The organism is Microvirga sp. GN3 (assembly GCF_055792825.1).
The window spans coordinates 1-26,755 of the sequence record NZ_JBVVAK010000033.1 but is presented as its reverse complement, the minus strand read 5'-3'; the positions used below and the strand labels follow the sequence as shown (position 1 = coordinate 26,755).

Sequence of the window (26,755 nt, the reverse complement as noted above, 5' to 3'; positions counted from 1 at the left end):
CAAGCCCGGCCATGACGACGTGGCGAAACCTTAAGCCTTGATCTTGTACCCCGTCCTGAAAATCCACCAGACGGCGGCGAGGCAGGTCAGCATGAATATAAGCGTCATGGTGAGGCTGATGCCTACGCCCACATCGGCGACGCCAAAAAAACTCCAGCGGAAGCCGCTCACCAGATAGACCACTGGGTTGAAGAGCGCGACCGTCTGCCAGAAGGGCGGCAGCATGTTGATGGAATAGAAGCTGCCGCCGAGGAAGGCGAGAGGCGTCACGATCATCAGCGGGACGACCTGCAGCTTCTGGAAGCTGTCGGCCCAGATGCCGATGATGAAGCCGAAGAGGCTGAAGGTGACGGAGGTTAGCACCAGGAAGGCGATCATCCAGAAAGGATGCTCGATGGAGAAATCCACGAAGAGCCGTGCGGTGATGAGGATGATGGTGCCGATGATCACCGACTTGGTGGCGGCGGCTCCCACATAGCCGATCACCGTCTCGACCGCCGAGATGGGCGCGGACAGAAGCTCGTAGATGGTGCCCGTGAATTTCGGCATGTAGATGCCGAATGAGGCGTTCGAGATGCTCTCCGTCAGGATGGAGAGCATGATCAGGCCCGGCACGATGAAGGCGCCGTAGCTCACGCCGTCGATATTGGCCATGCGCGATCCGATGGCGGAGCCGAAGACGATGAAATAGAGCGAGGTCGAGAGGACCGGCGAGGCGATGCTCTGCATCAGCGTGCGCCAGGTACGAGCCATCTCGAAAAGATAGATGGCCTTGATGCCGTAAAGGTTCATGGACGCCCCCTGACCAGGCTGACGAAGATCTCCTCGAGCGAAGACTCGGAAGTTTGCAGGTCCTTGAAGTCGATGCCGTGCTCGTTCAGGCGGCGCAGAAGTCCCGCGATGCCTGTTTCATGGGTTTGCGTGTCGAAGGTGTAGACGAGTTCGGTACCGTCGGCGGAGAGGTGCAGGCTTTCCGATTGCAGCTCGGGCGGCAGGGAGGAGAGAGGGTTCTGGAGGTGCAGAGTCAGCTGCTTCTGGCCGAGCTTCTGCATCAGGACATTCTTGTCCTCGACCAGGATGATCTCGCCCTTGCTGATCACCCCGATCCGGTCGGCCATCTCCTCGGCCTCTTCGATATAGTGGGTGGTCAGGATGATGGTGACGCCGTTCTCGCGCAGTCTCCGGACCATGTTCCACATGTCCCGCCGCAGCTCCACATCGACGCCGGCGGTCGGCTCGTCGAGGAACAGGATTTTGGGCTCGTGCGACAGGGCTTTGGCGATCATCACGCGACGCTTCATGCCGCCGGAAAGGGTCATGATCTTGCTGTCGCGTTTCTCCCACAGGGAGAGGTCCTTCAGGATCTTCTCGATATAGGCCGGGTTGGGCTTCTTGCCGAAGAGCCCCCGGCTGAACGTCACCGTCGCCCAGACGCTTTCGAAGGCGTCGGTGGTGAGTTCCTGCGGAACGAGGCCGATCTTGGTGCGTGCGGCCCGGTAATCTCGGATGATGTCATGGCCATCGGCCATGACATGGCCTGTGCTCGGGTTGACGATCCCGCAGACGATGCTGATCAGCGTCGTCTTGCCGGCACCGTTGGGGCCGAGCAGCGCGAAGATCTCGCCTCGGCGAATCTCCATGTCGATCGTCTTCAAGGCTTGGAAGCCCGATGCGTAGGTCTTGCTGAGGCCAGAGACAGCAATAATCGGATCGGACGCGCCCGTGGGCCGGGGCATCTCAAGGGAATCGAGCGGTTTCATGCCGGGGGTAATAGCATGACGGGGAGCGATGCGGAATGTGTACGAAATTGACACCCGCCACCGTCATCCCCGGGCTTGTCCCGGGGATCCACGTCTTTATCCCGCTGTGGTTCCTAAGACGTGGATGGCCGGGACAAGCCCGGCCATGACGCGAGAGGTGTTAATCCAAACAATCAATTCTGAGCGTGAGGAACCGGGATCAGGTTGGGGGCGATCACGCGCACGGTCTTCTTCTGGCCGTTGCCGGCGACGACCTCCTGCTTCGAGCCTTCGCCCTGGCTGACCACGGCGTTGGTCTCGATCGATTGCGGACCGATACCGGCTGATTCCTTGCTCGCGGTCGGAGCGGCAGCAGCGATCTCGGCGGCTTCCTTGGTCTCCTCATCGGCCTTCTTGTCGGCGGCCTTGCGGGCGGCCTGCACCTTCGGCCGGGACAGCTCCTCCGCCTTCTCGGCGGTCACGATCATGTCGCCCTTGCGCTGCTCGAGCATGCTCTCCGCCTTGCGCAGAACCACGGCCCAGCTCTCATCCTGCTTCTTGCAGGCGCAGCTCTCGTCGAAGGTCTTGCGGAACTTGAAGGCGTTCGCCAGCGACGTATAGGCCTGGTTCGTCGAGAGCGAGGCGGCGCGGTTGAGGCCGCTGTCGCCGCCCGGATAGGCAAAAGCCAGGGTTTCTGTGCCGGGGCAAAGAGACTGGCACATCTCGTTGGCGCTCTGTCCGCCGCCCGGGGGCGTGGTGAGCGGGAAGAAGGATCCGTCGCAGGTCTTGACGCAGATCAGGCGCCCGCCACCGAGGGAGGGCGGTCCGTCATCGGCGATGATCGGCTGTCCCTCCGGCATGATCTGCTGCTGCTGTTGCTGACGCGGGGCGCCGAACAGCGATTCGAAAAAGCCGCGAGGCTGGTCGGTGGAGCAGGTCTGCTGGATGGCGACCTGCAACTGCCGGCGGCGGGCCTCGATCTGGCCTGCATCAAGGGACTGCGAGGCAAGGCGGGCATAGCCGCCCTCGAGCTGGCGGATCTGCTGGGCGATCGAGCCGCATTCGGCCGGGGCCGGGCCGGAGAGGAACCCAAGGGGGCCGCGCTCGCAGCCGATATTGCGATAGTAGCCGACGAGACGGTTGATCTCAGCCCGCTGGGCCTGCATCTGGCCGCTCGGCGCGCTTCCGCCGCTGCGCTCCAGGGAGGCCAGTTCAGCCTGGAACCGCTGGCACTGCGCCGACTGGGCATAGGCGGCCTGGCCGGCGGCCAGGAAGGCCGTCACGGCGATGAGGGAGCGGAGAAAAGATGTCTTTGCCATAGAGCTGATCGCAGAACCGGTCCGTTGCGGCGTCAAATGCCTGGGGAGGCTCGTCATGTGCCGCTGGAATTTGACCCTATTGTGATTAACGCCTTGCCGCCTTTCGGGGAAGCTGTCTAGCTTTCACGGAACAGCGACTCCGAAAAGAGATCCAGCATGTACTCTCATACGACTATCGGAGCAAACGACCTCGACCGGGCGAAAGGCTTCTACGACGCCGTGCTGGCGCCCCTTGGGTTGGAGGTTCGCTATTCGGGAGACGACATCATCGGCTGGGGTTTGCCCGGCGGGCGGCCGCAATTCCTGATCGTCCGCCCCTTCGATGGCGGAGAGCCCAGCGTCGGCAACGGCTCCATGATCGCGCTGCTGGCCGCGAAGCGCAGCCTTGTCGATGCCTGTTATGCCGCCGCCATGAAACAGGGCGGGACGGATGAGGGCGCCCCGGGCCTAAGGCCCCAATACCATCGCAACTATTACGGGGCTTACTTTCGCGATCTCGATGGCAACAAGATCTGCATCGTCAGCCATCACGCCGAATAGGCTCTCGTCAAAGGCCAAAACCATCCCCACATGACAGCGTAAGCGTGGGAGTTGAATGGAAGATGATTGCTCGAATCGCTTTGGCCTTGGCCCTGGCCCTGACGATGGGTGCCGTCACCGGTGCCGCCGCTCAGGAGCCTGACCTGATTTTCAAGAAATCGACGGTCTGGCGGGCGCTGACTCCGGATGACAAGCTCGCGGTCTATGGGATCGACGATCCCGTGGTCGAAGGCGTGGCTTGTCATTACACGACCCCGGAGCGCGGCGGCATTTCCGGCACCTTCGGCGTCGCCGAGGAGGTCTCCGACATCTCGCTCTCCTGCCGGCAGGTCGGCCCGGTTAAGTTCAAGCAGAAATTCGGCCAGGGCGACGTGGTGTTCAGCGAGCGCCGGTCGCTGATCTTCAAGAAGATGCAGATCGTTCGCGGCTGCGATGCGAAGCGGAACACCCTGGTCTACATGGTCTATTCGGACCGGCCCATCGAGGGTTCGCCCAAGAACTCCACCTCGACCGTTCCGCTGATGCCCTGGGGCACGGAAGTGCCGGCGAAATGCGGGGAATGGCTGAAGTAAGCTGCGCCGCCCTCATCAGCCCTCGTTCAGCAGCAGCCTTGCTGCGGTCACCCACATGATCAGCCCGATGGCAACGTCGAGAATGCGCCATGTGACGGGCCGGGCGAAGAGTGGCTTCAGCAGACGGGCACCGAAGCCGAGGGACAAGAAGAAGGCGAAGGAAGCCAGCATGGCGCCTGCCGCAAACCATCCTTTCCCCTTCTCGAACTGCGTCGAGATCGAGCCGATCAGGACCAGCGTATCGAGATAGACATGCGGGTTGAGCCAGGTCAGGGCGAGGCAGGTAAGAAGCACCCGGCTGAGGCTTTCAGGTGCCGCCTCGGACGGCCTTAAGGAGGCGGACCCGAAAGCGGCTATGAAGTTGCGCGCGCCATAGGCGAGCAGGAACGCGGCACCGCCATAAAGCAGAACCGTCTCGGCCCAGGGCACGCGTGCGCTGAGTTGCGCGAAGCCGGAAACGCCGGCCAGGATGAGCACCGCATCCGAGAGCGCGCAGGTGAGACACACCGCGAGCACATGCTCGCCGCGCAGTCCGATGCGCAGCACGAAGGCGTTCTGGGCGCCGATGGCGAGGATGAGGCTAAGGCAGAGCAGAAAGCCTGCGAGAAAAGGAGCGATCATGTCGATTTTCCAAGGAGTCGACGCTTCCTAGCTCCGGCCTTAGGATTAGGATAGTTAAAGTCTCTGATCTCAATTTAGTAAAACTAATCCAATGCTGGATTACGCTCTCCTTTCCGCTTTAGCGGCAGTGGTCCGAACTGGCAGCTTCGAGCGCGCGGCGGAGCAGCTCAATGTGACGCCTTCAGCTGTCTCCCAGAGGATCAAGCTGCTGGAGGAGCAGATCGGGACCGTTCTTGTCGTCCGGGGCCAGCCCTGTCTGGCGACTGAGGCTGGCCAGCACCTGTGCCAGCATGTGGAACAGGTCGCGCTGCTCGAAAGCTCCCTACGTCAGAATCTGCCTGGCCTGGAGCCCGAGAGCGGTCCGGTGACCCTGCGCATTGCCGTCAATGCCGATAGCCTTGCCACCTGGTTCATCCAGGCGATGGCCCAGACGGAGGGCTTCCTGTTCGATCTCGTGGTGGACGACCAGGACCACAGCGCCGAATGGCTGCGGCGCGGCGAGGTCGTGGCGGCCGTGACCTCCCACGGCAAGCCGATCCAGGGCTGCAATTGTTATCCTCTCGGCGCCTTGCGCTATCTCGCGACGGCTAGCCCGGGATTTGTGAAACGGTGGCTGCCGGATGGGCTGAACGAGCAATCGGCTGCCCGGGCGCCGTGTCTCGTCTTCAATCGGAAGGATCAGCTCCAGGCGCTTTGGCTTCGGCGAGCCCTTGGGGTCGACATCAGGCCGCCAGCCCACTGGCTGCCGTCATCGCAGGCCTTCGTGGATGCGGCTCACGCCGGATTGGGGTGGGGGATGAACATGGAAACGACGATTCAGGAGCATATTCGCTCAGGGCGCCTCGTGGCGCTCGAACCATCAGAGCCGCTGGAAGTGCCTTTGTTCTGGCAGCAGAGCCGGATCGTCGGTCCTCTGCTTGCCGATGTAACCCGGGCCGTTCTGACGACCGCCCGGGCCATGCTTTCGCCGATGCCGACTTAGTTCGAGCAGGTCACAGAGACCGGCCGTTCCTTGGAGTCGAGGGACGCCTTCTGGATGCTGCCCGTCACCTCGTCCGGGATGATCTGCCGATAGGAAACTGCCTTGACGTAGCCATGGGCCTCGCACCAAGCGTTTGCCACAACTTGGCCACAGGCCTGGTTTGTGATCAGGCATTCCGCAACGCCGTATCCGTCGGCGGCAGGAACCATGAAGGTCGCTTGGGTCGAAGAGGCCTTGGTGCCGTTGGGAAGCAGCGTCAGGGACGCGGCTGCAAGAAACACGACAGTACCCATTCCGAGCATGGTGAATGCGCGGCGCATCGAAGACCTCTTTGGTTGAACTCGTGCCATAATGTCACGAGTGTGCGTGAACAAAGCTCTAACGCGCTTGGCTGGAACGCGTTTCATGCGGCTGTGCAAATAAAATATGCTTATCAAATAGGAAACCTTGACGTCCCAAGGCTGAAAAGGCATTGATGGCTTCATGAACACGGCAACGATCCTCATTTCCGGGATTATTTGCGGCTAGCGCATTTCGCTGGCTGGAGCCGTCTCGTTCTCATTCCAAGATCGAAACCACCCTCCGGCCTGCGGCCTGACAGGGATTTGGTTTCATGGCGGCAAGCTTGAGGCTCTACAACACGCTGACCCGGTCGAAGGACGCTTTCGTTCCGATCGATCCTGAAAACGTGCGCCTCTACGTCTGCGGACCCACCGTTTACGACTACGCCCACATCGGCAACGCCCGCCCGATCATCGTCTTCGACCTTCTCTTCCGTCTGTTGAGGCATGTTTACGGTAAGGAAGCCGTCACGTATGTGCGCAATATCACCGATGTCGACGACAAGATTAACGCTCGCGCCGCCCGGGATTACCCGGATCTGTCGCACAACGAGGCCATCCGCGCCGTCACCAGCAAGACGGAAGAGCAGTTCCACGCCGATATCCGGGCGCTGGGCGTGCTCATGCCGGAGGACGTGAACGAGACGGGGAAGGCTTCGCGCTTCATCGAGCCCCGGGCGACCGAGCATATCGACGAGATGCGCATGATCATCGAGCGGCTGATCGCTCGCGGAGCGGCCTATGTAGCCGAGGAGCATGTGCTCTTCTCCGTCGCTGCCATGCAGCGCCTCTCGAACGTGCCCAAGTACGGCACCCTCTCCAAGCGCTCCCTGGACGAACTGCTCTCCGGCGCCCGCGTGGATGTGGCGCCCTACAAGCGCGACCCGATGGATTTCGTGCTCTGGAAGCCTTCGGGGCCACAGGATCCCGCATGGCCGTCGCCGGCCGGCATCGCGACGCCGGGTCGTCCGGGCTGGCACATCGAGTGCTCGGCCATGTCCTGGAAGCATCTGGTCCAGGCTTTCGAGACGCGGCTTTCATGCACCGATCCGACAGCTCGCGAGATCTTCGACATCCATGGCGGCGGCATCGACCTCGTCTTCCCGCACCACGAGAACGAGATCGCGCAGAGCTGCTGCGCCTTCGACACGCCGCGCATGGCCAATGTGTGGATGCACAACGGCTTCCTGCAGGTCGAAGGCGAGAAGATGTCGAAGTCCCTCGGCAATTTCTTCACCATCAACGAGCTGCTTCAGGATTGGCCCGGCGAGGTCTTGCGTTTCAACATGCTGCGCACCCATTACCGCCAGCCCATCGACTGGACGGTGAAGGGGCTCGAGGAAAGTGAGAAAACCCTCGACCGCTGGTACGAGCTGGCGGGCAGGGGAGAGACGGCTTTTCTCTCCGACCATATCGTCGATGCGCTCACGGACGATCTCAACACGCCGAAGATGTTGGCGGAGCTCCATGCTCTCGACGGACAGGGCGCTCATGAGGAACTCGGCGCAAATCTTCGTGCGCTCGGTTTCCTTCTCGAAGGAGCCGAGGTCTGGAAGGCGCGCAAGCAGGCTTCGCTCAGCGTCGATCCCGCACAGGTCGAGGCGCTGATCGCAGCCCGCAAGGAAGCACGCGCTGCCAAGAACTGGGCCGAGTCCGACCGCATCCGCGACGAGCTCGCGGCGCTGAATGTCGTCGTAAAGGACAACAAGGACGGCACGACCACCTGGGAAGTCGCGCGATGAGCGCTCTTATCCCCTCCACCGTCATCCCCGGGCTTGTCCCGGGGATCCACGTCTTTTCGGCGCTGCGGTTCCAAGACGTGGATGGCCGCAACAAGTGCGGCCATGACGTGCGTTGTAGCCTAACCGAGAGAAGGGCACGCTGATGGGACAGGCTTTGCCGAAACCGGGGCTTCGTCCTTTCCTGCCGGCAGATCTGCCGATCCTCGTCGACATCTATGAGGAGAGCATCGCGGAGCTGACGGGCGAGGATTACAGCGAGAGTCAGCAGGAAGCCTGGATTGCTCGTGCCGAGGACGATTCTTTCGCTCAGAGGCTGACACAGAGCCTCACGCTGATCGCGACCGTCGAGGGTTCTCCCGTCGGCTTCATCGCGCTCAAGGACAACGAACTGATCGACCTGTTCTACGTGCATCCGGCCGTGGCCGGGCAGGGGATCGGCACGATGCTCTACGATGCCATCGAGAAGCTTGCCGGCGCGCGCGGCGCGGCGCGCCTCGTGGCGGAGGTCAGCGACAATGCACTGCCCTTCTTCCAGAAGAACGGATTTCAGCCGCAGCGCCGCAACACGATGCCGCTTGGTGACGAATGGCTCGGCACCACCACCATGGAAAAGCGCCTGGCGCCGCAGGAAGACAGGAAGTTGTCGTCATGAGCCGTGAACGCGTCTATCTCTTCGACACCACCCTGCGCGACGGAGCGCAAACCACCGGCGTCGATTTCTCCCTAGAGGACAAGAAGGCGATCGCCACGCTCCTCGACAAACTCGGCATCGATTACGTGGAAGGCGGCTATCCGGGGGCGAACCCGCTGGATACCGCCTTTTTTTCTGAGAAGCGCACGAAGAACGCCAAGTTCACCGCTTTCGGCATGACGAAGCGGGCTGGGCGTTCCGTCTCCAACGATCCCGGCGTCGCGGCTTTGCTTGAGGCTGAGGTCGATGCGATCTGCTTTGTCGCGAAATCCTGGGACTATCATGTGCGCGTTGCGCTCGAGACGACGCCGGAAGAAAACCTTGCCGGCATTCATGAAAGCGTCGAGGCCGCCCGTGCGAGGGGTCGTGAGGTGCTCGTCGATTGCGAGCATTTCTTCGACGGCTACAAGGCCAATCCCGATTACGCCCTGTCCTGTGTGAAGACGGCCTACGAGGCTGGGGCGCGCTGGATCGTGCTCTGCGACACCAATGGCGGCACGCTGCCTCACGAGGTGACGGAGATCGTCACGGTGGTGACGAAAGTGGTGCCGGGCGCGCATGTCGGCATCCATGCGCATGACGATTGCGGCTGCGCGGTCGCCAATTCCCTTGCTGCGGTTGAGGCAGGTGCACGTCACATTCAGGGCACGCTCAACGGCCTCGGTGAGCGCTGCGGCAACGCCAATCTCATCACGCTTATCGGCGCCCTGAAGCTGAAGGATGGCTATGCCGCCCGCTTCGATCTCGGCGTCACCGAAGATTCACTGAGCCAGCTCACCCATGTCTCGCGGCAGGTGGATGAGATCCTCAACCGACAGCCGAACCGCCATGCGCCTTTCGTGGGCTCGAGCGCCTTCGCGACGAAGGCCGGCATCCATGCCTCCGCCGTGCTGAAGGATCCGCGCACCTACGAGCATGTGGAGCCGGAAGTCGTTGGCAATGTGCGAAAAGTCCTGGTCTCGGATCAGGGCGGGCAGTCGAACATTCTCGCCGAACTGAAGCGCTGCGGCTTTGAGCTCGAAAAGGGCGATCCACGCATTGCGCGTGTGCTTGATGAAGTGAAGCGCAAGGAGGCGCAAGGCTTCGCCTTCGAGGGCGCGGACGCGTCATTCTATGTGCTGGTCAAGCGCATGCTGGGCGAAGTGCCGGCTTTCTTCGACGTGGAGCGCTTCTCCGTCAACGTGGAGCGCCGCTTCAACGCGGTCGGCGAACTCGTCACCGCCTCGGAAGCCATTGTGAAGGTGCGCGTGGGCGACGAGGTGCTGATCTCGGCCGCCGAGGGCAATGGTCCGGTGAACGCTCTCGACGTGGCTTTGCGCAAGGATCTCGGCAAGTATCAGCACCTGATTCAGGATCTGGAGCTTGTGGACTATAAAGTGCGCATCTATCAGGGCGGTTCGGACGCCGTCACGCGCGTGCTGATCGAGTTCATGGACGGCTCCGGCGAACGCTGGACCACCATCGGCGTCTCGGCCAACATCATCGACGCTTCGTTCCAGGCGCTGACGGATTCGATGGTCTACAAGCTTCTGAAGGGCGGCGCTTCGCTTTGACGCGAGGCGCGTTCTCCCTTCCCCTTGTGGGGAGGGGGCAAGGGTGAGGATGTGAGCGGTGGCCAATCCACGTGTGGCGCCGACACCCCCACCTCCAACTCCTTCCTACAAAGGAGGAGAGTTCCAGTGCTCTCTGGATCCTCTTCGAGACGCAGCCTGACGGCTGCTCCTCAGGATGAGGCGGGTGTGTGAATTTATCTGTCGCTGAAATCGAACCTGCTCCAGGCGTCCCATGAACATCTCGATCCTGCTGCCGCTCTTAGGGATCCTCCTGGGCGGCATATTTCTCTCCTCTCAGGCACCCATTAATGCGGCGCTGGCTCGATCTCTCGGCGATCCGGTGCTGGCGGCCTGTGTCTCGTTCGGAATCGGCTTCGTCATTCTGGCGGCGAGCAGCGTCTTTCGCGGCGCATGGCCGTCCGGCGCTGCCGTTGCGGCGGCGCCCTGGTGGTCCTGGTTCGGCGGCTTTCTCGGCGCCTTCTATGTTGCCGTCGTGATCTGGGGTGTGCCGCAGCTCGGTGTCGTCAGCACCGTGGCCGCATTGATCCTGGGACAGGTCGCGGCCGCCTTGGTGCTCGATGCGGTGGGAGCCTTCGGCCTTCCCGTGCAGCCGATCACCTGGCAGCGGCTTCTCGCAGCCGCCATGATCCTGGGCGGGCTCGTTCTGTCCCGCGTAGGGTAAGAACCTCAGAAGTGGCTTTCGATGGCCTCATCGTTGCTTACGATCCCGACGCGCCGAGCAGCGTTCTCGAGCATCGGAATAACCTCTTCGACCCGCTCGGCCACGAGGTAGTTGAGTTCCAGGCCGGGGCGGATGAAACCTTGTTCGCGCATATGGGCGATCAGCGTGAGAAGCGGCTTCCAGAAGCCCTTGGTGCTCAGCATCAGGATCGGTTTGGTATGCCGGCCGAGCTGCGACCAAGTCATCTGCTCGACGAGCTCCTCCAAGGTCCCGATGCCGCCGGGCAGGGCGACGAAGGCGTCGGCCTTCTCGAACATCAGTCGCTTGCGGGTGTGCATGTCGGGCACGACGATGGTGTCCTGCACATCGTCGAGAAGCTTTTCGCGGGACTTCAAAAAGTCGGGAATGATCCCTGTGACATATCCGCCATGGTCGAGGACGGATTGGGCCACCGTGCCCATGAGGCCCACATTGCCGCCGCCATAGACCAGATTGATCCCTTGCTCGGCCATGGAACGGCCCAATACCGCCGCATTCTCGGCGAAAACGGGGTCGTCCCCGAAGCCGGAGCCGCAATAAACACAAATCGATTTGATCGTTCTGGTGGATGACATGGGCATTTCGGGGAAGCGGGGAGCCTCCCGCGCTGAATCATAGGGCATTATTTGTCCTTTATGGCCGTAGCCTTTTGAAAGATAAACGGTTTAAATGCACGAAAGTGCCGCGTTCGAGAAAAAGCACCATGGCGCATCCGAAGGAAATTAAAGGTACAATTGCGTTACTGGGTGCCGCTGCGGCAGCCGTTGTCGCAGTCCTTCTCGGGGTTCTCTACTGGTCATGGTCCGGCAAGCCCGAGACCTCGCAGAATACGGCTCCGGCCCAGACGGCCCAACCCTCTACTCCGTCACAGGCAGCACCGGGACAGCAGGCAGCTGCCAAGCCGGCTGCTCCGAGCGAGGCTCCCGCGGCTCAGCCCAAGGATGCATCCATCGCGCCTTCCTTCGATCTGGTGCGGGTCGAGCCGGATGGCGAGAGCGTGATTGCCGGGCGCGCAGCTCCCGGTGCAACCATCGAATTGTTGAGAGGCGATCAGGTCCACGCTCGTGCTGCGGCCGATGCCTCAGGCCTGTTCGCCATCGTGCCTCCACCCTTGCCGCCGGGCTCCCATCTGGTGGTGCTGCAATCCATCGCGCCGGACGGTACCCGCCAGCGCTCCGCCCAGAGCGTGACGGTTGTCATCACCGATGCCAAGACACGACCGCTCGTGACTTTGACGGCTCCGGACAAACCGACGGTGGTCCTGTCCAATCCCGAGCCGCCGGCCAAGGTGGCAGAGGAGCCGAAGCCTGACACGAAGACGGCCGAAGCCCAACCTGCAGCGCCTCAGCCGGCTCCGCAGCAGCAGGCCGGCGCTGCGCCGACGGTGTCTCCGCCTCCAGCGCCTGCGCAACCGGCGCCACGACCCGAGATCAAGATCGTGACCGTCGAGGCCGAGGAGGGGAGACTCTTCGTGTCCGGCCAGTCGGCACCCGGTGCGACCGTGCGTCTTTACCTCAACGAGAGCCTGATTGCTCCCGGCGGAGCCGGCAGTGATGGCAAGGTATCCTTCTCGATCGCCAGTGGCGTGAAGCCCGGCGATTACCGAATCCGCCTCGATGATGTGGATCCGGTCTCCGGTCAGGTGAGATCTCGCGCCGAGGTGGGCTTCAACGTGCCCGTCCAGGTCGCTTCTGCACAGCCGCAGGGGCCGGCATCTTCTCAGCCGACCGCTCCGACCGCCCAGTCTCAGGCTTCGCAGGATGTGGCCTCCGCTATGCCCCACGGACAGGTGGCCGGTGCCGGAACGGTCGTGATCCCCAACATCAACACCACCATCGTGTCTCGCGGAGACAATCTCTGGCGCATCAGCCAGCGGGTCTATGGCAAGGGTTTGCGCTATACGGTGATCTATGGCGCGAACCAGGAACAGATCCGCAATCCGGACCTGATCTATCCCGGTCAGGTTTTCGTGCTGCCCGGCGAGCAGGAGCCGAAGAGCAACTAAGCTTCCGACACACTGGAACAATTACAGACTTAGGGTGAATTCATCCCGTCGATAGCTTATATCGAGGTCCAAGATTTCGATTGGATTCTCGCATATGCCTCCCTCCACCGCCGTCCCACCGACGAGCGCTGCTGCGCCAAAGCCTAACGGCTTGGCGGCCACCTGGACAAAACTCTGGCCCTATCTCTGGCCCCACGGCAGGCCCGATCTCCAGCGACGGGTCTTCCTGGCCTTCGGCCTTCTGCTGGTCGCGAAAGGCGTGACCATGGTGACACCGTTCGCCTTCAAATGGGCAACGGACGCACTCGTGGCGGTCACGAGCGGCGGTGGTCAGGGTGCCGAGGCGGCGGCCACCGCAGGCTCATGGATCTGGAAGGCGCCGATCCTGCTGACTGTGATCTACGGAATCACCCGCATCCTCATGGCGGTGCTGACGCAGGTGCGCGACGGCATCTTCGCCAAGGTTGCCATGCATGCGGTGAGACAGTTAGCCCTGCAGACTTTCGAGCATATGCACCGCCTGTCCCTGCGTTTTCATCTCGAGCGCAAGACCGGCGGCCTGACCCGCGTGCTGGAGCGCGGCCGCGAGGGCATCGAGGAGTTGTCGCGGCTGGTGGTTTTGACCCTGCTGCCGACGATCCTCGAATTCGTCCTGGTGCTGGGCCTGCTCGCCTGGGAGTTCAACTGGCTTTATTCCGCCGTCGTCTTCGTGATGGTGGTCGTCTATCTCGCCTATACCTACAAGGCGACCCAGTGGCGGATCTCGATCCGCAAGCAGATGAACGACTCCGACACGGACGCCAACACCAAGGCAGTCGACTCGCTGCTCAACTACGAGACGGTGAAGTATTTCGGCGCCGAGCAGCGGGAGACCGCCCGTTACGACCGCTCCATGGAGCGTTACGAAAAGGCCTCGACCCAGACCTATACGTCGCTTGCCGTGCTCAATGCGGGCCAGGCCGTGATCTTCTCCATCGGCATGGCCATCGTCATGGTCCTGGCGGCGCGGGACATCATGGAAGGCCGCGCGTCCATCGGCAGCTTCGTGCTCGTCAACGCCATGCTGGTGCAGCTCTATATACCGCTGAACTTCATGGGCATGCTCTATCGCGAGATCAAACAGGCTCTCATCGATATCGACGACATGTTCGCAATCATCGAGCGCAATCCCGAGATTCAGGACAAGCCCGGCTCTAAGCCGCTGCAGGTGGCGGAAGGCGTGGTGCGCTTCGAGGATGTGCATTTCGCCTATATCCCCGAGCGCCCCATCCTCAAGGGTGTGAGTTTCGAGGTGCCGGCGGGCCATACGGTCGCCATCGTCGGGCCTTCGGGCGCCGGCAAGTCGACCATCTCCCGCCTGCTGTTCCGCTTCTACGAGCCCACCAGCGGCCGCATCCTCATCGATGGACAGGATATCGCCGGGGTGCAGCAGGCAAGCTTGCGCAAGGTCATCGGCATGGTCCCGCAGGATACGGTGCTGTTCAACGACACTATCGGTTACAACGTCCAGTACGGACGCTGGGACGCAACGCCGGAGGAGGTGAGGGAGGCTGCCCGCCTCGCCCAGATCGACCGCTTCATCGGCCTCCTGCCGGAGGGCTACGACACGCCCGTGGGCGAGCGCGGCCTGAAGCTCTCAGGCGGCGAGAAGCAGCGTGTGGCGATCGCCCGCACGATCTTGAAGGCACCGCCGATCCTGGTTCTCGACGAGGCGACCTCGGCGCTCGACACCTTCACCGAGAAGGAGATCCAGGACGCCCTCGACCGGGTCAGCCGGGGGCGGACCACCCTGGTGATCGCCCATCGGTTGTCCACAGTCATCGGAGCCGACGAGATCATCGTTCTCGACCAGGGAAGGGTGGTTGAGCGCGGCAATCATGCGAGCCTGCTGGTCCATGGCGGGGTCTATGCCGCCATGTGGAACCGCCAGCGCGAGGCGGATCAGGCCCGAGAAACCCTCAAGCGGGCCGAGGAGGAAGAGCGCAGCCCCGAGAGCGTGGCAGGTTGACGGACGCTCTTTCGCCTGCCATCCCACGCTAGAGCATCGGACCCAAAAGTGGATTTGCACTTTTGGGACCCATCCGATGCTTATTTTTGACTAGGCGCATCGTTCGGGGCGGAAAACCGAGGCCACTTTTCCGCACGATGCGCTGGCGCTCTGAGGCTGTGAAAATATGACCGATATCCTGGAATCGATGCGCCGCATCTTCGTGCCGATCCACAAGGAGGGTTATCCCTTCATCCTGATCGCGCTGTTTGCGACGATTGTCCTGGCGTGGCTCTGGTCGCCCTTGGGCTGGATCGGCGCGATCCTGACCGTGTGGGTCTGCTATTTCTTTCGCGACCCGCCGCGGGTGACGCCCCTCCGGGAGGGTCTTGTCGTTTCTCCCGCCGATGGGCGAGTGAACCTCATTACCCCTGCCGTGCCGCCGGCCGAGCTCGACCTGCCGCCCGAGCCGATGACCCGCATCTCGGTGTTCATGAACGTGTTCGACTGCCACGTGAACCGCTCGCCGGTCACGGGTCGGATCGCCCAGATCCTCTATACGCCGGGCCTCTTCCTCAATGCCGAGCTCGACAAGGCGAGCGAAGACAACGAGCGCAATGCCCTCGTGATCGAGACGGCGGGCACCAAGATCGGCGTGGTTCAGATCGCGGGCCTCGTGGCGCGCCGCATTGTCTCCTTCGTGAAAGTGGGTGAGCAGTTGAGCACCGGCGAGCGCTTCGGTCTCATCCGGTTCGGCTCCCGCCTCGACATTTTCGTGCCGCTCAACGCCCAGGTTCTCGTGGGCCTTGGCCAGACAGCGGTCGCGGGCGAGACGGTGCTCGCGGATCTCACCGCCAACGAGCCCGCGCGCCAGTACCGGGTGGGCTGATGCATTGCGTCGGCAGGGGAAAGCTTTCCCTGCCGGCCCCCTGGACGGAACCGTCCACAGCAGTTTGCGCTTCTTCCATCACCCGCAAACTGCCCAGCTCTGCTTGTCGGTCAGGCTGGCTCCTCTTAGGTTGTTGCCATGAGTGACCTTTTCCCGCCCTTCGCCCCGGATCCGAACGAGCCGCGCAAGCGGCTCTTCAAGCCGGTTCCGTTCCGGATGATTGCGCCCAACATCATCACATTGATCGCTCTCTGTCTGGGGCTCTGGGCGATCCGGCTGGCCTTCGACGGGCAGTATGAGAGGGCGGTCGTAGCGGTCATCGTCGCCGCCTTCCTGGACGGCGTCGACGGGCGCATCGCCCGGCTGCTGAAGGGCACCTCCCGCTTTGGCGCGGAACTCGACTCTCTGGCTGACTTTCTGAATTTCGGTGTCACCCCGGCCCTGATCCTCTACAGCTTCGTTCTGCACGAACTGGGGCGCGTGGGCTGGATCGGCTCCATCGTGCTTGCGATTGCGGCGGCGCTTCGCCTGGCCCGGTTCAACGTCATGATCGACGATCCCAACCGGCCCGAATGGAAGAAGAACTTTTTTGTAGGCATGGCGGCACCCATGGGCGCCATGAGCGCGCTGCTGCCGCTTTACCTGTCGTTCCTCGGCATGCCGATCCAGGATTCCTCGGTCGCGCCCGTGATCCTCGTTTATGTGGTGGGCATCGCGTTCCTCATGGTCTCGACGATCCCGACCTATTCAGGAAAGACCATGGGCAAGTACGTACCGCGCCAGTGGGTTCTGCCCATCTTCGTCCTGTCCGTTGCGGCGTTCGGCCTGCTCGTCAGCTTCCCCTGGGAAATGCTGAGCCTGATCACCGTCATCTTCCTGCTGACGATCCCGGTCAGCGTGATGCGCTATCGCAAATTGGAACGGGCCGGTGCCGCGCGCGATGATGAGACCACGTCGTCCCCATCCGGTACTGAGCCGCCGCCTGTCGCTTGATCGACTTGATTCAACTGTCTCCGGTGCCATGTTGTCGCCGGGACAAGCTTAGACGGTTTGAGCATTCTTGAGGGGTCTCGAAGGATCCCGGAGCGTGGAGAGAAAAGTGGCGTCTTCTTCCGAGGTGTCGAAGCCCAGCGGGCGTCCGAAGCTCATTCTCGCCTCCGCCTCACCGCGCAGGCTCGCCATCCTGCAGCAGGCCGGCATCGAGCCCGATGCCCTTCTGCCCGCCGACGTGGACGAGACCCCGTTGAAGAACGAGGGCGTCAAGGAACTGGCGAAGCGCCTGGCCCGCTCGAAGGCGGAAGTGGCCCGGAAGGTTGCCCGCACCCGCGAGGACCTGAAGGATTCCTATATCCTCTCCGCCGACACGGTCGTGGCGGTCGGGCGGCGTATCCTGCCCAAGGCCGAGGTGGTGGACGAGGCGGCAGGCTGCCTGCGCCAGCTCTCGGGCCGCCAGCACCGGGTCTATACCTCGATCTGCCTGATCACGCCGAAGGACTCCGTCCGCGAGCGTCTGGTGGAAACCCGCGTGCGCTTCAAGCGCCTCTCGCGGGACGAGTTCGAGCGCTATCTCGCCTCCGGCGAGTGGCGCGGCAAGGCGGGCGGCTATGCCATCCAGGGCCTCGCTGGAACCTTCGTGGTCAAGCTCGTCGGCTCCTACACCAATGTGGTGGGCCTGCCCCTCTACGAAGCGGCGACCTTGCTCGACGGGGAGGGCTATCCCGTCCGGTTCAGCTGGCTCGACGCGGCCTGAACTCGCTCTCTGCATTTATAGGCCGCCTTGCACAATGATGAGCCGGTAACCACGTAGTTGCTCCGCAATGGAAGGAAGCGCGAGGCATGAACGCCGCCAATGAAAACAATCCCCTGGCTTCATCCGGCAAGTGCCCGATCTGCGGCAAGCCTACTCAAGCTGAATACCGGCCCTTCTGCTCCAAGCGCTGTGCCGACGTAGACCTGAACCGCTGGCTCTCCGGCAGCTACGCGATTCCAGCCGTTGAAAGCGAGGAAAACGACCGGGATGAGGATGACCGGGAAGCCTGAACACATTTCCCGGAATTTTTGTCGCCTGAACCGCTGGACATGCGATCCATGTCTGACTATACACCCCTCCACGACGCGCACGGCTCCGCCGCGCATCGGATGCCCAGGTAGCTCAGTTGGTAGAGCATGCGACTGAAAATCGCAGTGTCGGTGGTTCGATTCCGCCCCTGGGCACCATTTAATCCTTGAAAACTTTAGACATCAGTTTCGCACGCAACCGGGTTAGACACTCTCGCGTGCCCAACGGTCCAATTTCTCCACAGCCCTTCAAACCGTCGACCTTTTTCGCTCGCTCCGAATAGTGCTGTGCCATGGCACGGGTCCTTTGCACCCGGCGCCCTAACCCGATCTTGTCCAGGCCGGCTTCCGACGCCGCCAGCATCTCGCCAACCGTGTGACGCAGGCCCTGGATTGTCAGGCCTTCTCCGATATCCCCGTTCTCGTGCAGCTTTTCCTTAAAGCGGCTCTAACCCTCAAGAGCCGCCAGCCATCCATACGATTAGGAATTCTCATCTCTCAACTTACAATTACCTGAAAGCTGAGCAATATGTGGATACCTGAGCGCGAGTTTTGGGAACACCGAAGAGGACACGGAATGACCTTGCACCAGCACATGCAGAGACACTGGAAGACCGCTGCCCTCCTCGTTGTGGCCGGCATCCTTGCTTATAGCATCTCTTCCTTCTGGTGATGTGGCGGCTGTCCTCGCTACGGGAGATCCGACGCCTGAAGAAAGCGTAGAGGGCTCACTGCAGAAGAAGTTAGGGAGAGAAACGATGTCGAGGTCACCAAGCGGCCGGCGCCCAAGCGATCCGATGAAGGCCGCCGAGGCCGCCTTCAAGAAAGCTACAGCGAAGCCGATCGAGGGGCCTCCGAAGGCTGCAGCGATCCCAGGCGTGAAAGAGACAGTTACCCTCCGCATTGATCAGGATGTGCTTGAGTTCTTCCAGGAGGATGGTCCCGGCTGGCAGGATCGCATCAATGCGGCCCTGCGAAAGGCCGCTGGCAAGTCCGATGATTGAGAAGTGGCTGCCACGCTGAAACCCGACCTTCGCGAGCGGGTTGCCTCATCAATATGGGTTAGGGGAATGCCAGGCAAACGGAGCCTGGTCATGCTGACTGATGACGAGCAGATCCAGGGGCTTCGGCTCCCCGATACCCTTGAGCTACCGCCAAGCCATACAGCTGCGATGGTGGGACATTTTCTCAAGGGCTTCTATGCCGACACCCTTAGGGCAGATCATCCTCGCCACCTGATGGATCTGGTTGAAAAGATCGATATAGCCGAGCGCAGGTCTATGAAGTCGAGCCGGCGCTGATTTCAAACGGGAATGCGAAAACGGCAAGTTGGAACTTGCCCTTTTCCGCCAGAAGTTGTTTTACCAGGAATCCCCATCCTTTTCCACAGGCCATTCCGGGGTGCTTCCCCTGCGGAAATTGGGTCTTTGTCCACACAACCCGCTGCTCCCGCTGCGTCAGTTTGACTCTGAGGCGAATGAGAACATAATAGGAACATCTTGAAACGACGGACAGGTTGAGCAAGGCGCATGCGGGCCGGGCAACAGACGACGCTTGCCGATTTGCGGCACCGGATCGAGCGCCTGGAAGGGGGGCGGCACAGGCGTCGCCCTCTGCCTTTTGCCATTGCTGCCGTCGACAGGCGGCTTCCTCAAGGAGGCCTTGCTCTTGGGGCTCTGCACGAGATGGTCGAGGGCGGTCCTGCGGCGGAGTTCGCGGGCGCTGCGACCCTCTTCGTCGCCGGCATCGCCGCACGGCTGAAGGGCCCCGTGCTCTGGTGCCTCAACCGCCGCGATCTATTCGTGCCCGGCCTGATGAGCGTGGGCCTGCATCCCGACCGTGTGATTTACGCCGAGACCTTTCGCGAGCGCGAGGTTCTGGCCGTCATGGAGGAGGGGCTGCGCGAGCGGGGGCTTGCCGCCGTCATCGGCGAGGTGACGAGCCTCGGCCTCACCGCATCCCGCCGTCTGCAGCTCGCGGCCGAGGCCTCGGGCGTTCCGGCTCTTGCGCTGCGGCGCTGGTGGACTGTGGCCGAGAAGGAGCTGACAGGCCTTCCCTCCGCAGCCGTCACGCGCTGGCGCATCTCACCCTTCGCCTCTCATGCTCCACCGACACCGGGCTTAGGTTGTGCCCGATGGCATGTCGAACTCCTGCGCTGCCGTGGCGGCGAACCTTACTCCTGGATTGTCGAGGCATGCGATGCGAAGGGTCGTCTCGCTCTATCTCCCGACCTGGCCGACCGACCGGATCAGGCGCCGCACAGGCGCGCCGCCGCCCGATGAGCCGCTTGTCACCGTGAAAACGGAAGGTTCGCGCCGCCTGGTCGCTTCTGTTGATGAAGCGGCAGGCAAACTTGGCTTGCGTCCCGGTCAGACCATCGCTCATGCGCAAGCGCTGGTGCCGAACCTGCATGTCGTCGATGCGACACCGGAGGAGGACGAAGCCTCTCTCACTGAGCTGGCGCGCTGGTGCATCGGCTACTCGCCCATCGTCGCTCCCAATCCTCCTGACGGCGTGTGGATCGACATTGCCGGTGCGGATCATTTGTTCGAAGGAGGTGAGAAAGGTCTCATCGCCGATCTCGTCGGACGTCTTCGTGACCAAAAGATTGAGGCGGATGCCTGCGTGGCCGATGCGCCGGGCACGGCCTGGGCTGTCGTGCGATACGGCAACCAAAGCGTCGTTCCACCAGGACGTTCCATCGAAGCAGTAACAAGCCTGCCAGCTCCTGCACTGCGGTTGCCGACGGCAACAATCGAGGCTCTCTATCGTCTTGGAATCGAGCGCATCGGCCAGCTTGCAGCGATGCCGCGGGCACCGCTGGTTCGCCGGTTCGGCAAGGAAGTGGCGCTTCGGCTCGATCAGGCTTTCGGGCATGTCTTCGAGCCGCTCAATCCGCTCGTTCCGACAGAAATGCCGGCACGGCGCGTCACCTTCGTCGAGCCGATCGGGCGGCTCGAGGATCTGCAGAGTGTGGTGAAAAGGCTTGCGGACAGGCTCTGCCGCGATCTCGAACGCGCATCCCTCGGTGTGCGCCGTCTCGATCTTGTGTTCGAGCGCATCGACCGGCGCAGCACTGCGCTTCGCGTCGGAACCGCGAAAGCGACCCGCGAGGCGGGCCATCTTGCAAAGCTATTCCACGAACGCCTGCAAACGGTCGATCCTGGCTTCGGTATCGAAGCGGCCATGCTTATTGCCAGCAAGGTCGAGCCGCTGAGCGAGAGGCAAATCAAGGCGAATGGATTGACGGAGGGCGACACGGCCGATGTGGATTTGAGCCGCCTTGACGATCGACTCAGTGCACGGCTCGGGCCAAAGCGCGTCTACCGTCTCGCTCCCGTCGAAAGCCGCGTGCCGGAGCGGTCCATGAAGCGCGTTCCGCCTCTCTCTCCTGCAATAGGCGTTGTCTGGCCGGAGAACCTGCCGCGGCCGACGCGTCTTCTCGATCCGCCCGAGCCTGTGACGGCCATGGCACTGCTGCCGGATCATCCGCCCCGCTTTTTCGTCTGGCGCCGGGTGCAGCATCGCGTGGTGAGAGCCGACGGACCGGAGCGCATCACGGGCGAGTGGTGGAAGTCCGAGCGTGAACGCGCGTCCCTGCGGGACTACTACCGGGTCGAGAATGAGCAGGGTGCGCGTTTCTGGCTCTTTCGCGATGCGCCAGCAGCTCAGGGCGGGCGCTGGTGGCTGCACGGGCTGTTCGCATGACCTATGCGGAGCTCCAGGTCACGACGCATTTCTCGTTCCTGCGCGGCGCTTCGAGCCCGCGCGAGCTGTTCGAACAGGCGAAGCTCGTCGGCTTGTCCGCGCTCGGAATTGTCGACCGCAATTCCTTGGCCGGAATCGTGCGGGCCTATGAAGCTGCCAAGGAAACGGGCGTGCGCCTCGTGGTCGGTTGCCGGCTCGATCTCACGGATAATACTTCGCTTCTTGTTTATCCGACGGATCGGGCGGCCTATTCGCGCCTGTGCCGGTTGCTGAGTCTCGGCAAGAGCCGGGCAGGGAAGGGCAAATGCGCGCTTGCGTGGGAGGATGTGGAGGTCTGGAACGATGGCCTCCTCGCGGTGCTGCTCGGCGATCATGCCGATGAAAGCCTGTCGTTCAATCTGCAGAGATTGAAGCACACCTTCGGCAATCGCGCCTATATGGCGCTGATCCGCCGCTTTGCACCCAATGAGCATCTTCGTCTGTGGCAGGTCGAGCAGGCGGCGCAAGCTGCGGGCGTGCCAACAGTCGCGATGGGCGATGTCCTCTATCACCATCCCTCGCGCCGGATGCTACAGGACGTCGTGTCCTGCATCCGCCAGGGTTGCTCCATCGACGAGGCTGGCTTCCGTCTGGAGCGGCACGCGGATCGCTTCCTCAAGGATCCGGCTGAGATGGTGCGTCTGTTCGAGAGGCATCCTGAAGCGCTCGCACGAACGGACGAAATCGTCAGACGCTGCCGCTTCTCCCTTGATGAACTGCGCTATCAATATCCGAGCGAGACAGAACTGGGCGAGACCGCACAGGGGAAACTGGAGCGGTTGACCTGGGAGGGGGCCGAGAGACGGTACGGCAAGGATTTGCCGGATCGAGAGGCATCGCAACTGCGGCATGAGCTCAAACTGATCGAGAGCCTCAACTACGCTCCTTATTTCCTGACCGTTCATTCCATCGTGAGCTTCGCCCGTGGCCAAGGCATCCTGTGCCAGGGACGCGGCTCGGCAGCGAATTCCGCCGTGTGCTACGTGCTCGGCATCACCTCCATCGATCCCGTCCGCTCCGGTCTTCTCTTCGAACGCTTCATCTCGCAGGAGCGCAACGAGCCGCCCGACATCGACGTGGATTTCGAGCACGAACGGCGCGAGGAAGTGATCCAGTGGATCTACGACACCTATGGCCGCAACCGGGCTGCGCTCACCGCCGTCGTGAGCTGTTACCGCGCCCGTGGGGCGGTGCGCGAAGTCGGTAAAGTGCTGGGCATGCCGGAGGATGTGACGAGTGCTCTGTCAGGCCTTGTCCGAGGCTGGGGTGCGGAAGGCGTGAGCGAGAAAGAGGTCAAGGACTTGAACCTCAACGTCGATAATCCGCGCCTGCGGTTGGCCCTTGAACTGGCCCGCGAGTTGATTGGCACGCCGCGCCATCTCTCGCAGCATCCGGGTGGCTTCGTGCTGACGCAGGACCGTCTCGACGATCTGGTGACCATCGAGCCCGCCGCCATGGAGAACCGGCAGGTCATCGAATGGGACAAGAACGACATCGAGATCCTGAAATTCATGAAGGTCGATGTGCTGGGCCTCGGCATGCTCGGCTGCATGCGCCGGTCCTTCGAGCTCCTGCTGGAGCACAAGGATATCAGCCACGATCTGGCGTCCATTCCGGCGGAGGATTCTGAGACCTACGCCATGATCCGCCGCGCAGATACGATCGGCGTGTTCCAGATCGAAAGTCGCGCGCAGATGGCGATGCTGCCGCGGCTGAAGCCGAAGACCTTCTACGATCTCGTGATCGAGGTGGCGATCGTCCGGCCCGGACCGATCCAGGGCGACATGGTTCATCCCTTCATCCGCAGGCGGGAGGGCCGCGAAGAAGTATCTTATCCGACACCGGAGCTTGAAAACGTTCTCGGCAAGACGCTGGGCGTGCCACTCTTTCAGGAACAGGCGATGCGCGTCGCCATCGAATGCGCAGGCTTCACACCCTCGGAGGCCGATCAGCTACGGCGCTCCATGGCGACCTTCAAAGCCCACGGCGATGTCTCGAAATTTCAGACCAAGCTCATCCAGGGGATGCTGGCTCGAAACTACACGCAGGAATTCGCCGAACGCATCTTCAAGCAGCTCGAGGGTTTCGGCTCCTATGGCTTCCCAGAGAGCCATGCGGCAAGCTTCGCTCTGATCGCCTATGCCTCGTCCTGGATGAAATGCCATCATCCGGACGTGTTCTGCTGCGCTCTTTTGAACTCGCAGCCCATGGGTTTCTACGCGCCGGCGCCGATCGTACGCGATGCGAGGCAGCATGGGGTCGACGTCCTGCCGGTGGACGTGAATCGTTCGCGCTGGGACTGCACGTTGGAACCGACTGGCCGAAAGGACCGCTATGCTGTACGCCTCGGGCTTCGCATGGCAAAGGGGCTCGCCAATGGCGATGCCGCCTCGATTGTTGCGGCACGCAGTTATGCCCTCTTCGGTTCAATCGAGGATATGTGGCTTCGCGCGAAGGTGAAGGTTGCCGCTCTCGAACGGCTCGCCGAGGCCGACGCCTTTGGCTCCTTGGAGCTCAATCGCCGGGATGCGCTTTGGACAATCAAGGGGTTGAGCGACACCCCGTTGCCGCTCTTTGCGGCGGCGGACGAGCGTGATGAACAATTCCGTGCGGAAGGGTTCGAGCCGGACGTGTCCTTGACGCCGATGACGGCAGGGCGCGAGGTAGTCGAGGATTACCGCTCGAAAGGCCTGACACTGCGGCATCATCCGGTCGCCTTCCTGCGGGAGGAACTGGAGCGTCGCCGTATGATCCGTTGTGCGGATCTCAAGAACATCCATGATGGCCGGCGCGTCAGCCTCGCCGGTTTCGTCCTCGTGCGTCAGAGACCGGGATCGGCGCAGGGCGTGACGTTCATGACGATCGAGGATGAGACCGATGTGGCAAACCTCGTCATCTGGCCGTCCCTCTTCGAGCAGCAACGACGGTTGATCCTGTCATCGGGGATGATTGGCTGTCGTGGCCGCGTGCAGAAGGAGGGAGACGTGATCCATGTGGTGGCGGAGCACATGCTGGACCTCTCCGATCTTCTCAGGAGTGTCGGGGACCGTGAGGAGCCATCCCCCTTGCTGTATGGGCGTGGCGACGAAGCCATGCATGACAGCCGCTGCGATTCGCACAAAGCGCCGGCGATCGAGGACAAGCTTCGAAACATGGATACCATGCATCAGCGAGTCGGGAACGGGATCAGGATCAAGGCACGGGATTTTCGGTAATGATGCCGCTCCAGTCTTCGTGCCAAAAAGGCGGCTCCATTCAGGGCCGCCTTTCACTATGAATGCCTTATTAAACCTTCGTGCCCGAAGGGATCAGAGCACGAAGTAGGATTTGGAGATGCTGGCGATATTCTTCATGTGGATCGAAAAGTCCGCATTGCCGTCGCCATTGACGTCGCCGCTGATCAGGACGCCGCTGCCATATTTCTCGTAGCGCAGCTCGCCAGCCTTCTCGTGAAAGTCGTTGCGGCCGATGAAGGTGAAAGCCTGGTTGCCGGCAGCGGTCGTCTTGGCGTCGATGGAACGCAGGTCGATCCTGTCCTTCTGGGAGGCCGAGAAGTCCTGGATCGTGTCGCGCTCGCCGGCATCGACAGTGCTGTCCCTGACGGACTTGAACGTGAACGCATCGGCGCCGGAGCCGCCATAGAGTCTGTCCGCACCTTGCCGTCCATACAGGACGTCATTGCCGCCGAAGCCTTCCAGCTTGTCGTTGTAGCTGCCGCCCGTGATCCTGTCGCTGCCGGAGAGAACGGATCGGAAAACTTTGAGGTCGTCCGAGCTCGAACCGGTCGCGGCCGCATTCGCCAAAGTTGTCACGGCAATCGATGCGCCATCGATCGAGCCGACCTTCCGGCCGAGATCGTAGGACGCATAGCTGGTGACGACACCCCCTGTCGGAACACCATCGACATTATAGGTGAAGCCGGAGCCCCGGAATTCATCCCGCGTGGAGCCGCTGTAATTGTATTTGACGACAAAGCGGGTCGAGGTTTGGGTGTAGTCGATCCCATAAGCAAGATTGCTCAGATCGAGGTCGGCTAGGTTGAACCCGAACGAGCCGTTCCACGTGAGTGTCGCCATTGCTGCCCCCTATGAATGGATTGGGCGCTGTAGCTCGTCACACGAGGTGACGCAATGCCACAAAAGGATCGAGGGCACCATGTCTCCAACGGGAGACGCTAATGCTGCCGCCATGGCGATCAGGACAGAAGTTGAGCTGCTTCCTTCTCATGCGCGGGCTCGGACATCTTCGTCCGCATGAGGGATGCCCGGCAGTGGGAGATCTGCTGTTGCAGGAGCGTGATGGCCGTGCGGGCCAGATCCCTGAACTGCTCCTGCAGGGGCTCGGGAGCGTCGTCCCAGTCGCCGGAATGCTCGGCAGCGTAAAACGCCTGCGCGACAAGCTCAACCTGGTTTGGCGTCATGCAAGTTCCCCCTGCACCTATAACCAGATAGGTACCAAGAGAGGCATTCGTTCCCCGACTCTTTGGGATTACCACTTATGAGCAGATAGAAGTCATTGATATTATTAGACTTGCTACCGCTTTCGAGTAAGAGGCGATCTTAGGACCATTTCCATAGTCGAATAGGGACGCGTCCGACGTATTAGATCTGTCGCCAGCAAGCTCGACTTAGATGCGACACATTGAAGGATCTTCTCTACTACTCTTGGGTTACACCTATATGCTATTACGAGCTTCGTAATGCAGTCCCGGTGCGCGATTGCACAATCTGAGACACGGGCGATGACGGATTTGGACCAACTGAAGAAGAGTATTGTCGCGACGTGGCGCGACGAGGAAATGGTGTCGTCCGCGTGCTACGGCGTCGATGCCTATTCGAGACTCTGGCCTCATGTCTTCATGGTCAATGATTGGCGTGTCTGGAACGAGAGCGGGCGAGATCTGAACCATGAAGTTGTCCGATGGCTCGACGAACAGGGAAGTGCCTGGGACTTCTATCACCTGCTCGATGAGTGGGGTCTGGTGGGTTTCGACGACCTGAGGACCGCAACGCGCTTCAGGCATCGCTGGTTCGGTGCACTCAAAGTCGTGTCATCATCCGACAGCACTTGGAACCCGCATCCGCTCAACAGCACCTTTGCTCCGAGCCTCGTGGGCTGAGGGTACTAGAGCAACGGCGGTTCAGACGAATCCATATCCGGCCGCGGTGAAGTAGTTGCGGCATTCCTCAGCCTCGACCCCATCGCAGATGTCGCCGATGGCCCGCCAGAGCGCGTCAAAGGTGCGGGC

The 26,755-nt window shown here is 61.9% G+C and carries 27 protein-coding genes and 1 tRNA gene; 20 read left to right on the top strand and 8 right to left on the bottom strand.

Annotated features, from left to right (window positions below; translation table 11 throughout):
* Positions 1-30: 30 nt before the first annotated feature.
* The 3 genes from ACS5Q1_RS17370 to ACS5Q1_RS17360 all read right to left on the bottom strand — a co-directional run bounded on the left by ACS5Q1_RS17370 (position 31) and on the right by ACS5Q1_RS17360 (position 3,058).
* Entirely contained in the window at positions 31-792 is a 762-nt protein-coding gene (locus tag ACS5Q1_RS17370; protein WP_473099358.1) for an ABC transporter permease, read from the bottom strand.
* Positions 789-1,760, bottom strand: a complete 972-nt coding sequence (locus ACS5Q1_RS17365; RefSeq protein WP_473099395.1) for an ABC transporter ATP-binding protein — start codon at positions 1,758-1,760, stop codon at positions 789-791. The genes ACS5Q1_RS17370 and ACS5Q1_RS17365 overlap by 4 nt, the downstream gene beginning before the upstream one ends.
* 173 nt (positions 1,761-1,933) lie before the next feature.
* Positions 1,934-3,058 carry a DUF2865 domain-containing protein gene (locus ACS5Q1_RS17360; protein ID WP_473099357.1) on the bottom strand — a complete coding sequence of 375 codons (1,125 nt, stop codon included), beginning with the start codon at positions 3,056-3,058 and terminating at the stop codon, positions 1,934-1,936.
* Positions 3,059-3,214: 156 nt separating this feature from the next.
* Between ACS5Q1_RS17360 and ACS5Q1_RS17355 the strand changes: the two genes are divergently transcribed.
* The gene (locus ACS5Q1_RS17355; RefSeq protein ID WP_473099356.1) at positions 3,215-3,598 is read left to right on the top strand and encodes a VOC family protein; all 384 of its coding nucleotides are present in this window, start codon (positions 3,215-3,217) and stop codon (positions 3,596-3,598) included.
* Positions 3,599-3,660: 62 nt separating this feature from the next.
* Positions 3,661-4,170 carry a CreA family protein gene (locus ACS5Q1_RS17350; protein ID WP_473099355.1) on the top strand — a complete coding sequence of 170 codons (510 nt, stop codon included), beginning with the start codon at positions 3,661-3,663 and terminating at the stop codon, positions 4,168-4,170.
* A gap of 15 nt (positions 4,171-4,185) precedes the next feature.
* Here the strand turns inward: ACS5Q1_RS17350 and ACS5Q1_RS17345 are convergent, their stop codons facing one another.
* Complete coding sequence (locus ACS5Q1_RS17345) at positions 4,186-4,791, bottom strand: LysE/ArgO family amino acid transporter (RefSeq protein ID WP_473099354.1); 606 nt, start codon at positions 4,789-4,791, stop codon at positions 4,186-4,188.
* A 91-nt stretch (positions 4,792-4,882) separates the two neighbouring features.
* On the opposite strand from ACS5Q1_RS17345, the gene ACS5Q1_RS17340 reads away from it, so the two are divergent.
* On the top strand, positions 4,883-5,773 hold the full coding sequence (locus ACS5Q1_RS17340; protein ID WP_473099353.1) for a LysR family transcriptional regulator ArgP: 891 nt from the start codon (positions 4,883-4,885) through the stop codon (positions 5,771-5,773).
* Here ACS5Q1_RS17340 and ACS5Q1_RS17335 read toward each other — a convergent pair.
* Positions 5,770-6,093, bottom strand: coding sequence for a hypothetical protein (locus tag ACS5Q1_RS17335; RefSeq protein WP_473099352.1), 324 nt, complete (start codon positions 6,091-6,093; stop codon positions 5,770-5,772). The genes ACS5Q1_RS17340 and ACS5Q1_RS17335 overlap by 4 nt on opposite strands.
* Positions 6,094-6,386: 293 nt before the next feature.
* Between ACS5Q1_RS17335 and cysS the strand changes: the two genes are divergently transcribed.
* From cysS to ACS5Q1_RS17315, 4 genes are all read left to right on the top strand, one after another.
* Entirely contained in the window at positions 6,387-7,856 is a 1,470-nt protein-coding gene (gene cysS / locus ACS5Q1_RS17330; RefSeq protein ID WP_473099351.1) for a cysteine--tRNA ligase, read from the top strand.
* Between the two features lie 142 nt (positions 7,857-7,998).
* Entirely contained in the window at positions 7,999-8,508 is a 510-nt protein-coding gene (locus tag ACS5Q1_RS17325; RefSeq protein ID WP_203440341.1) for a GNAT family N-acetyltransferase, read from the top strand.
* Positions 8,505-10,100 carry a citramalate synthase gene (gene cimA, locus ACS5Q1_RS17320; protein WP_473099350.1) on the top strand — a complete coding sequence of 532 codons (1,596 nt, stop codon included), beginning with the start codon at positions 8,505-8,507 and terminating at the stop codon, positions 10,098-10,100. The genes ACS5Q1_RS17325 and cimA overlap by 4 nt, the downstream gene beginning before the upstream one ends.
* Before the next feature lie 232 nt (positions 10,101-10,332).
* Positions 10,333-10,782, top strand: coding sequence for a DMT family transporter (locus tag ACS5Q1_RS17315; protein ID WP_473099349.1), 450 nt, complete (start codon positions 10,333-10,335; stop codon positions 10,780-10,782).
* A 5-nt stretch (positions 10,783-10,787) separates the two neighbouring features.
* Here the strand turns inward: ACS5Q1_RS17315 and ACS5Q1_RS17310 are convergent, their stop codons facing one another.
* Positions 10,788-11,396, bottom strand: a complete 609-nt coding sequence (locus tag ACS5Q1_RS17310) for an LOG family protein (protein ID WP_203440337.1) — start codon at positions 11,394-11,396, stop codon at positions 10,788-10,790.
* Positions 11,397-11,524: 128 nt separating this feature from the next.
* Between ACS5Q1_RS17310 and ACS5Q1_RS17305 the strand changes: the two genes are divergently transcribed.
* The 12 genes from ACS5Q1_RS17305 to ACS5Q1_RS17250 all read left to right on the top strand — a co-directional run bounded on the left by ACS5Q1_RS17305 (position 11,525) and on the right by ACS5Q1_RS17250 (position 24,722).
* Entirely contained in the window at positions 11,525-12,826 is a 1,302-nt protein-coding gene (locus ACS5Q1_RS17305; protein ID WP_473099348.1) for a LysM peptidoglycan-binding domain-containing protein, read from the top strand.
* Positions 12,827-12,920: 94 nt separating this feature from the next.
* Positions 12,921-14,834, top strand: coding sequence for an ABCB family ABC transporter ATP-binding protein/permease (locus ACS5Q1_RS17300; protein ID WP_473099347.1), 1,914 nt, complete (start codon positions 12,921-12,923; stop codon positions 14,832-14,834).
* Between the two features lie 166 nt (positions 14,835-15,000).
* Positions 15,001-15,702 (top strand): phosphatidylserine decarboxylase, encoded by a 702-nt coding sequence (locus ACS5Q1_RS17295; protein WP_473099346.1) that lies wholly within the window; start codon positions 15,001-15,003, stop codon positions 15,700-15,702.
* 138 nt (positions 15,703-15,840) lie between these two features.
* Positions 15,841-16,695: a CDP-alcohol phosphatidyltransferase family protein gene (locus ACS5Q1_RS17290; RefSeq protein WP_203440329.1), complete on the top strand. Its 855-nt coding sequence runs from the start codon at positions 15,841-15,843 to the stop codon at positions 16,693-16,695.
* A 106-nt stretch (positions 16,696-16,801) separates the two neighbouring features.
* Positions 16,802-17,452 (top strand): Maf-like protein, encoded by a 651-nt coding sequence (locus ACS5Q1_RS17285; RefSeq protein ID WP_203440327.1) that lies wholly within the window; start codon positions 16,802-16,804, stop codon positions 17,450-17,452.
* 86 nt (positions 17,453-17,538) lie between these two features.
* The gene (yacG, locus tag ACS5Q1_RS17280) at positions 17,539-17,742 is read left to right on the top strand and encodes a DNA gyrase inhibitor YacG (protein ID WP_203440325.1); all 204 of its coding nucleotides are present in this window, start codon (positions 17,539-17,541) and stop codon (positions 17,740-17,742) included.
* A gap of 101 nt (positions 17,743-17,843) precedes the next feature.
* A tRNA-Phe gene (locus ACS5Q1_RS17275) sits at positions 17,844-17,919 on the top strand.
* A gap of 599 nt (positions 17,920-18,518) precedes the next feature.
* Positions 18,519-18,764: a BrnA antitoxin family protein gene (locus ACS5Q1_RS17270; protein ID WP_473099345.1), complete on the top strand. Its 246-nt coding sequence runs from the start codon at positions 18,519-18,521 to the stop codon at positions 18,762-18,764.
* A 90-nt stretch (positions 18,765-18,854) separates the two neighbouring features.
* Complete coding sequence (locus ACS5Q1_RS17265; RefSeq protein WP_473099344.1) at positions 18,855-19,061, top strand: hypothetical protein; 207 nt, start codon at positions 18,855-18,857, stop codon at positions 19,059-19,061.
* A 228-nt stretch (positions 19,062-19,289) separates the two neighbouring features.
* Positions 19,290-20,042 carry an ImuA family protein gene (locus ACS5Q1_RS17260; protein ID WP_473099343.1) on the top strand — a complete coding sequence of 251 codons (753 nt, stop codon included), beginning with the start codon at positions 19,290-19,292 and terminating at the stop codon, positions 20,040-20,042.
* Complete coding sequence (locus tag ACS5Q1_RS17255; RefSeq protein WP_473099342.1) at positions 19,960-21,468, top strand: DUF6504 family protein; 1,509 nt, start codon at positions 19,960-19,962, stop codon at positions 21,466-21,468. Before ACS5Q1_RS17260 ends, ACS5Q1_RS17255 begins: the two co-directional genes overlap by 83 nt.
* Entirely contained in the window at positions 21,465-24,722 is a 3,258-nt protein-coding gene (locus tag ACS5Q1_RS17250) for an error-prone DNA polymerase (RefSeq protein ID WP_473099394.1), read from the top strand. The genes ACS5Q1_RS17255 and ACS5Q1_RS17250 overlap by 4 nt, the downstream gene beginning before the upstream one ends.
* A gap of 93 nt (positions 24,723-24,815) precedes the next feature.
* On the opposite strand, the gene ACS5Q1_RS17245 is transcribed toward ACS5Q1_RS17250, so the two are convergent.
* Positions 24,816-25,583: a calcium-binding protein gene (locus ACS5Q1_RS17245; RefSeq protein ID WP_473099341.1), complete on the bottom strand. Its 768-nt coding sequence runs from the start codon at positions 25,581-25,583 to the stop codon at positions 24,816-24,818.
* A gap of 119 nt (positions 25,584-25,702) precedes the next feature.
* Positions 25,703-25,927: a hypothetical protein gene (locus tag ACS5Q1_RS17240; protein ID WP_473099340.1), complete on the bottom strand. Its 225-nt coding sequence runs from the start codon at positions 25,925-25,927 to the stop codon at positions 25,703-25,705.
* Between the two features lie 321 nt (positions 25,928-26,248).
* On the opposite strand from ACS5Q1_RS17240, the gene ACS5Q1_RS17235 reads away from it, so the two are divergent.
* On the top strand, positions 26,249-26,626 hold the full coding sequence (locus ACS5Q1_RS17235; RefSeq protein WP_203440314.1) for a hypothetical protein: 378 nt from the start codon (positions 26,249-26,251) through the stop codon (positions 26,624-26,626).
* The last annotated feature ends 129 nt before the right edge of the window (positions 26,627-26,755 follow it).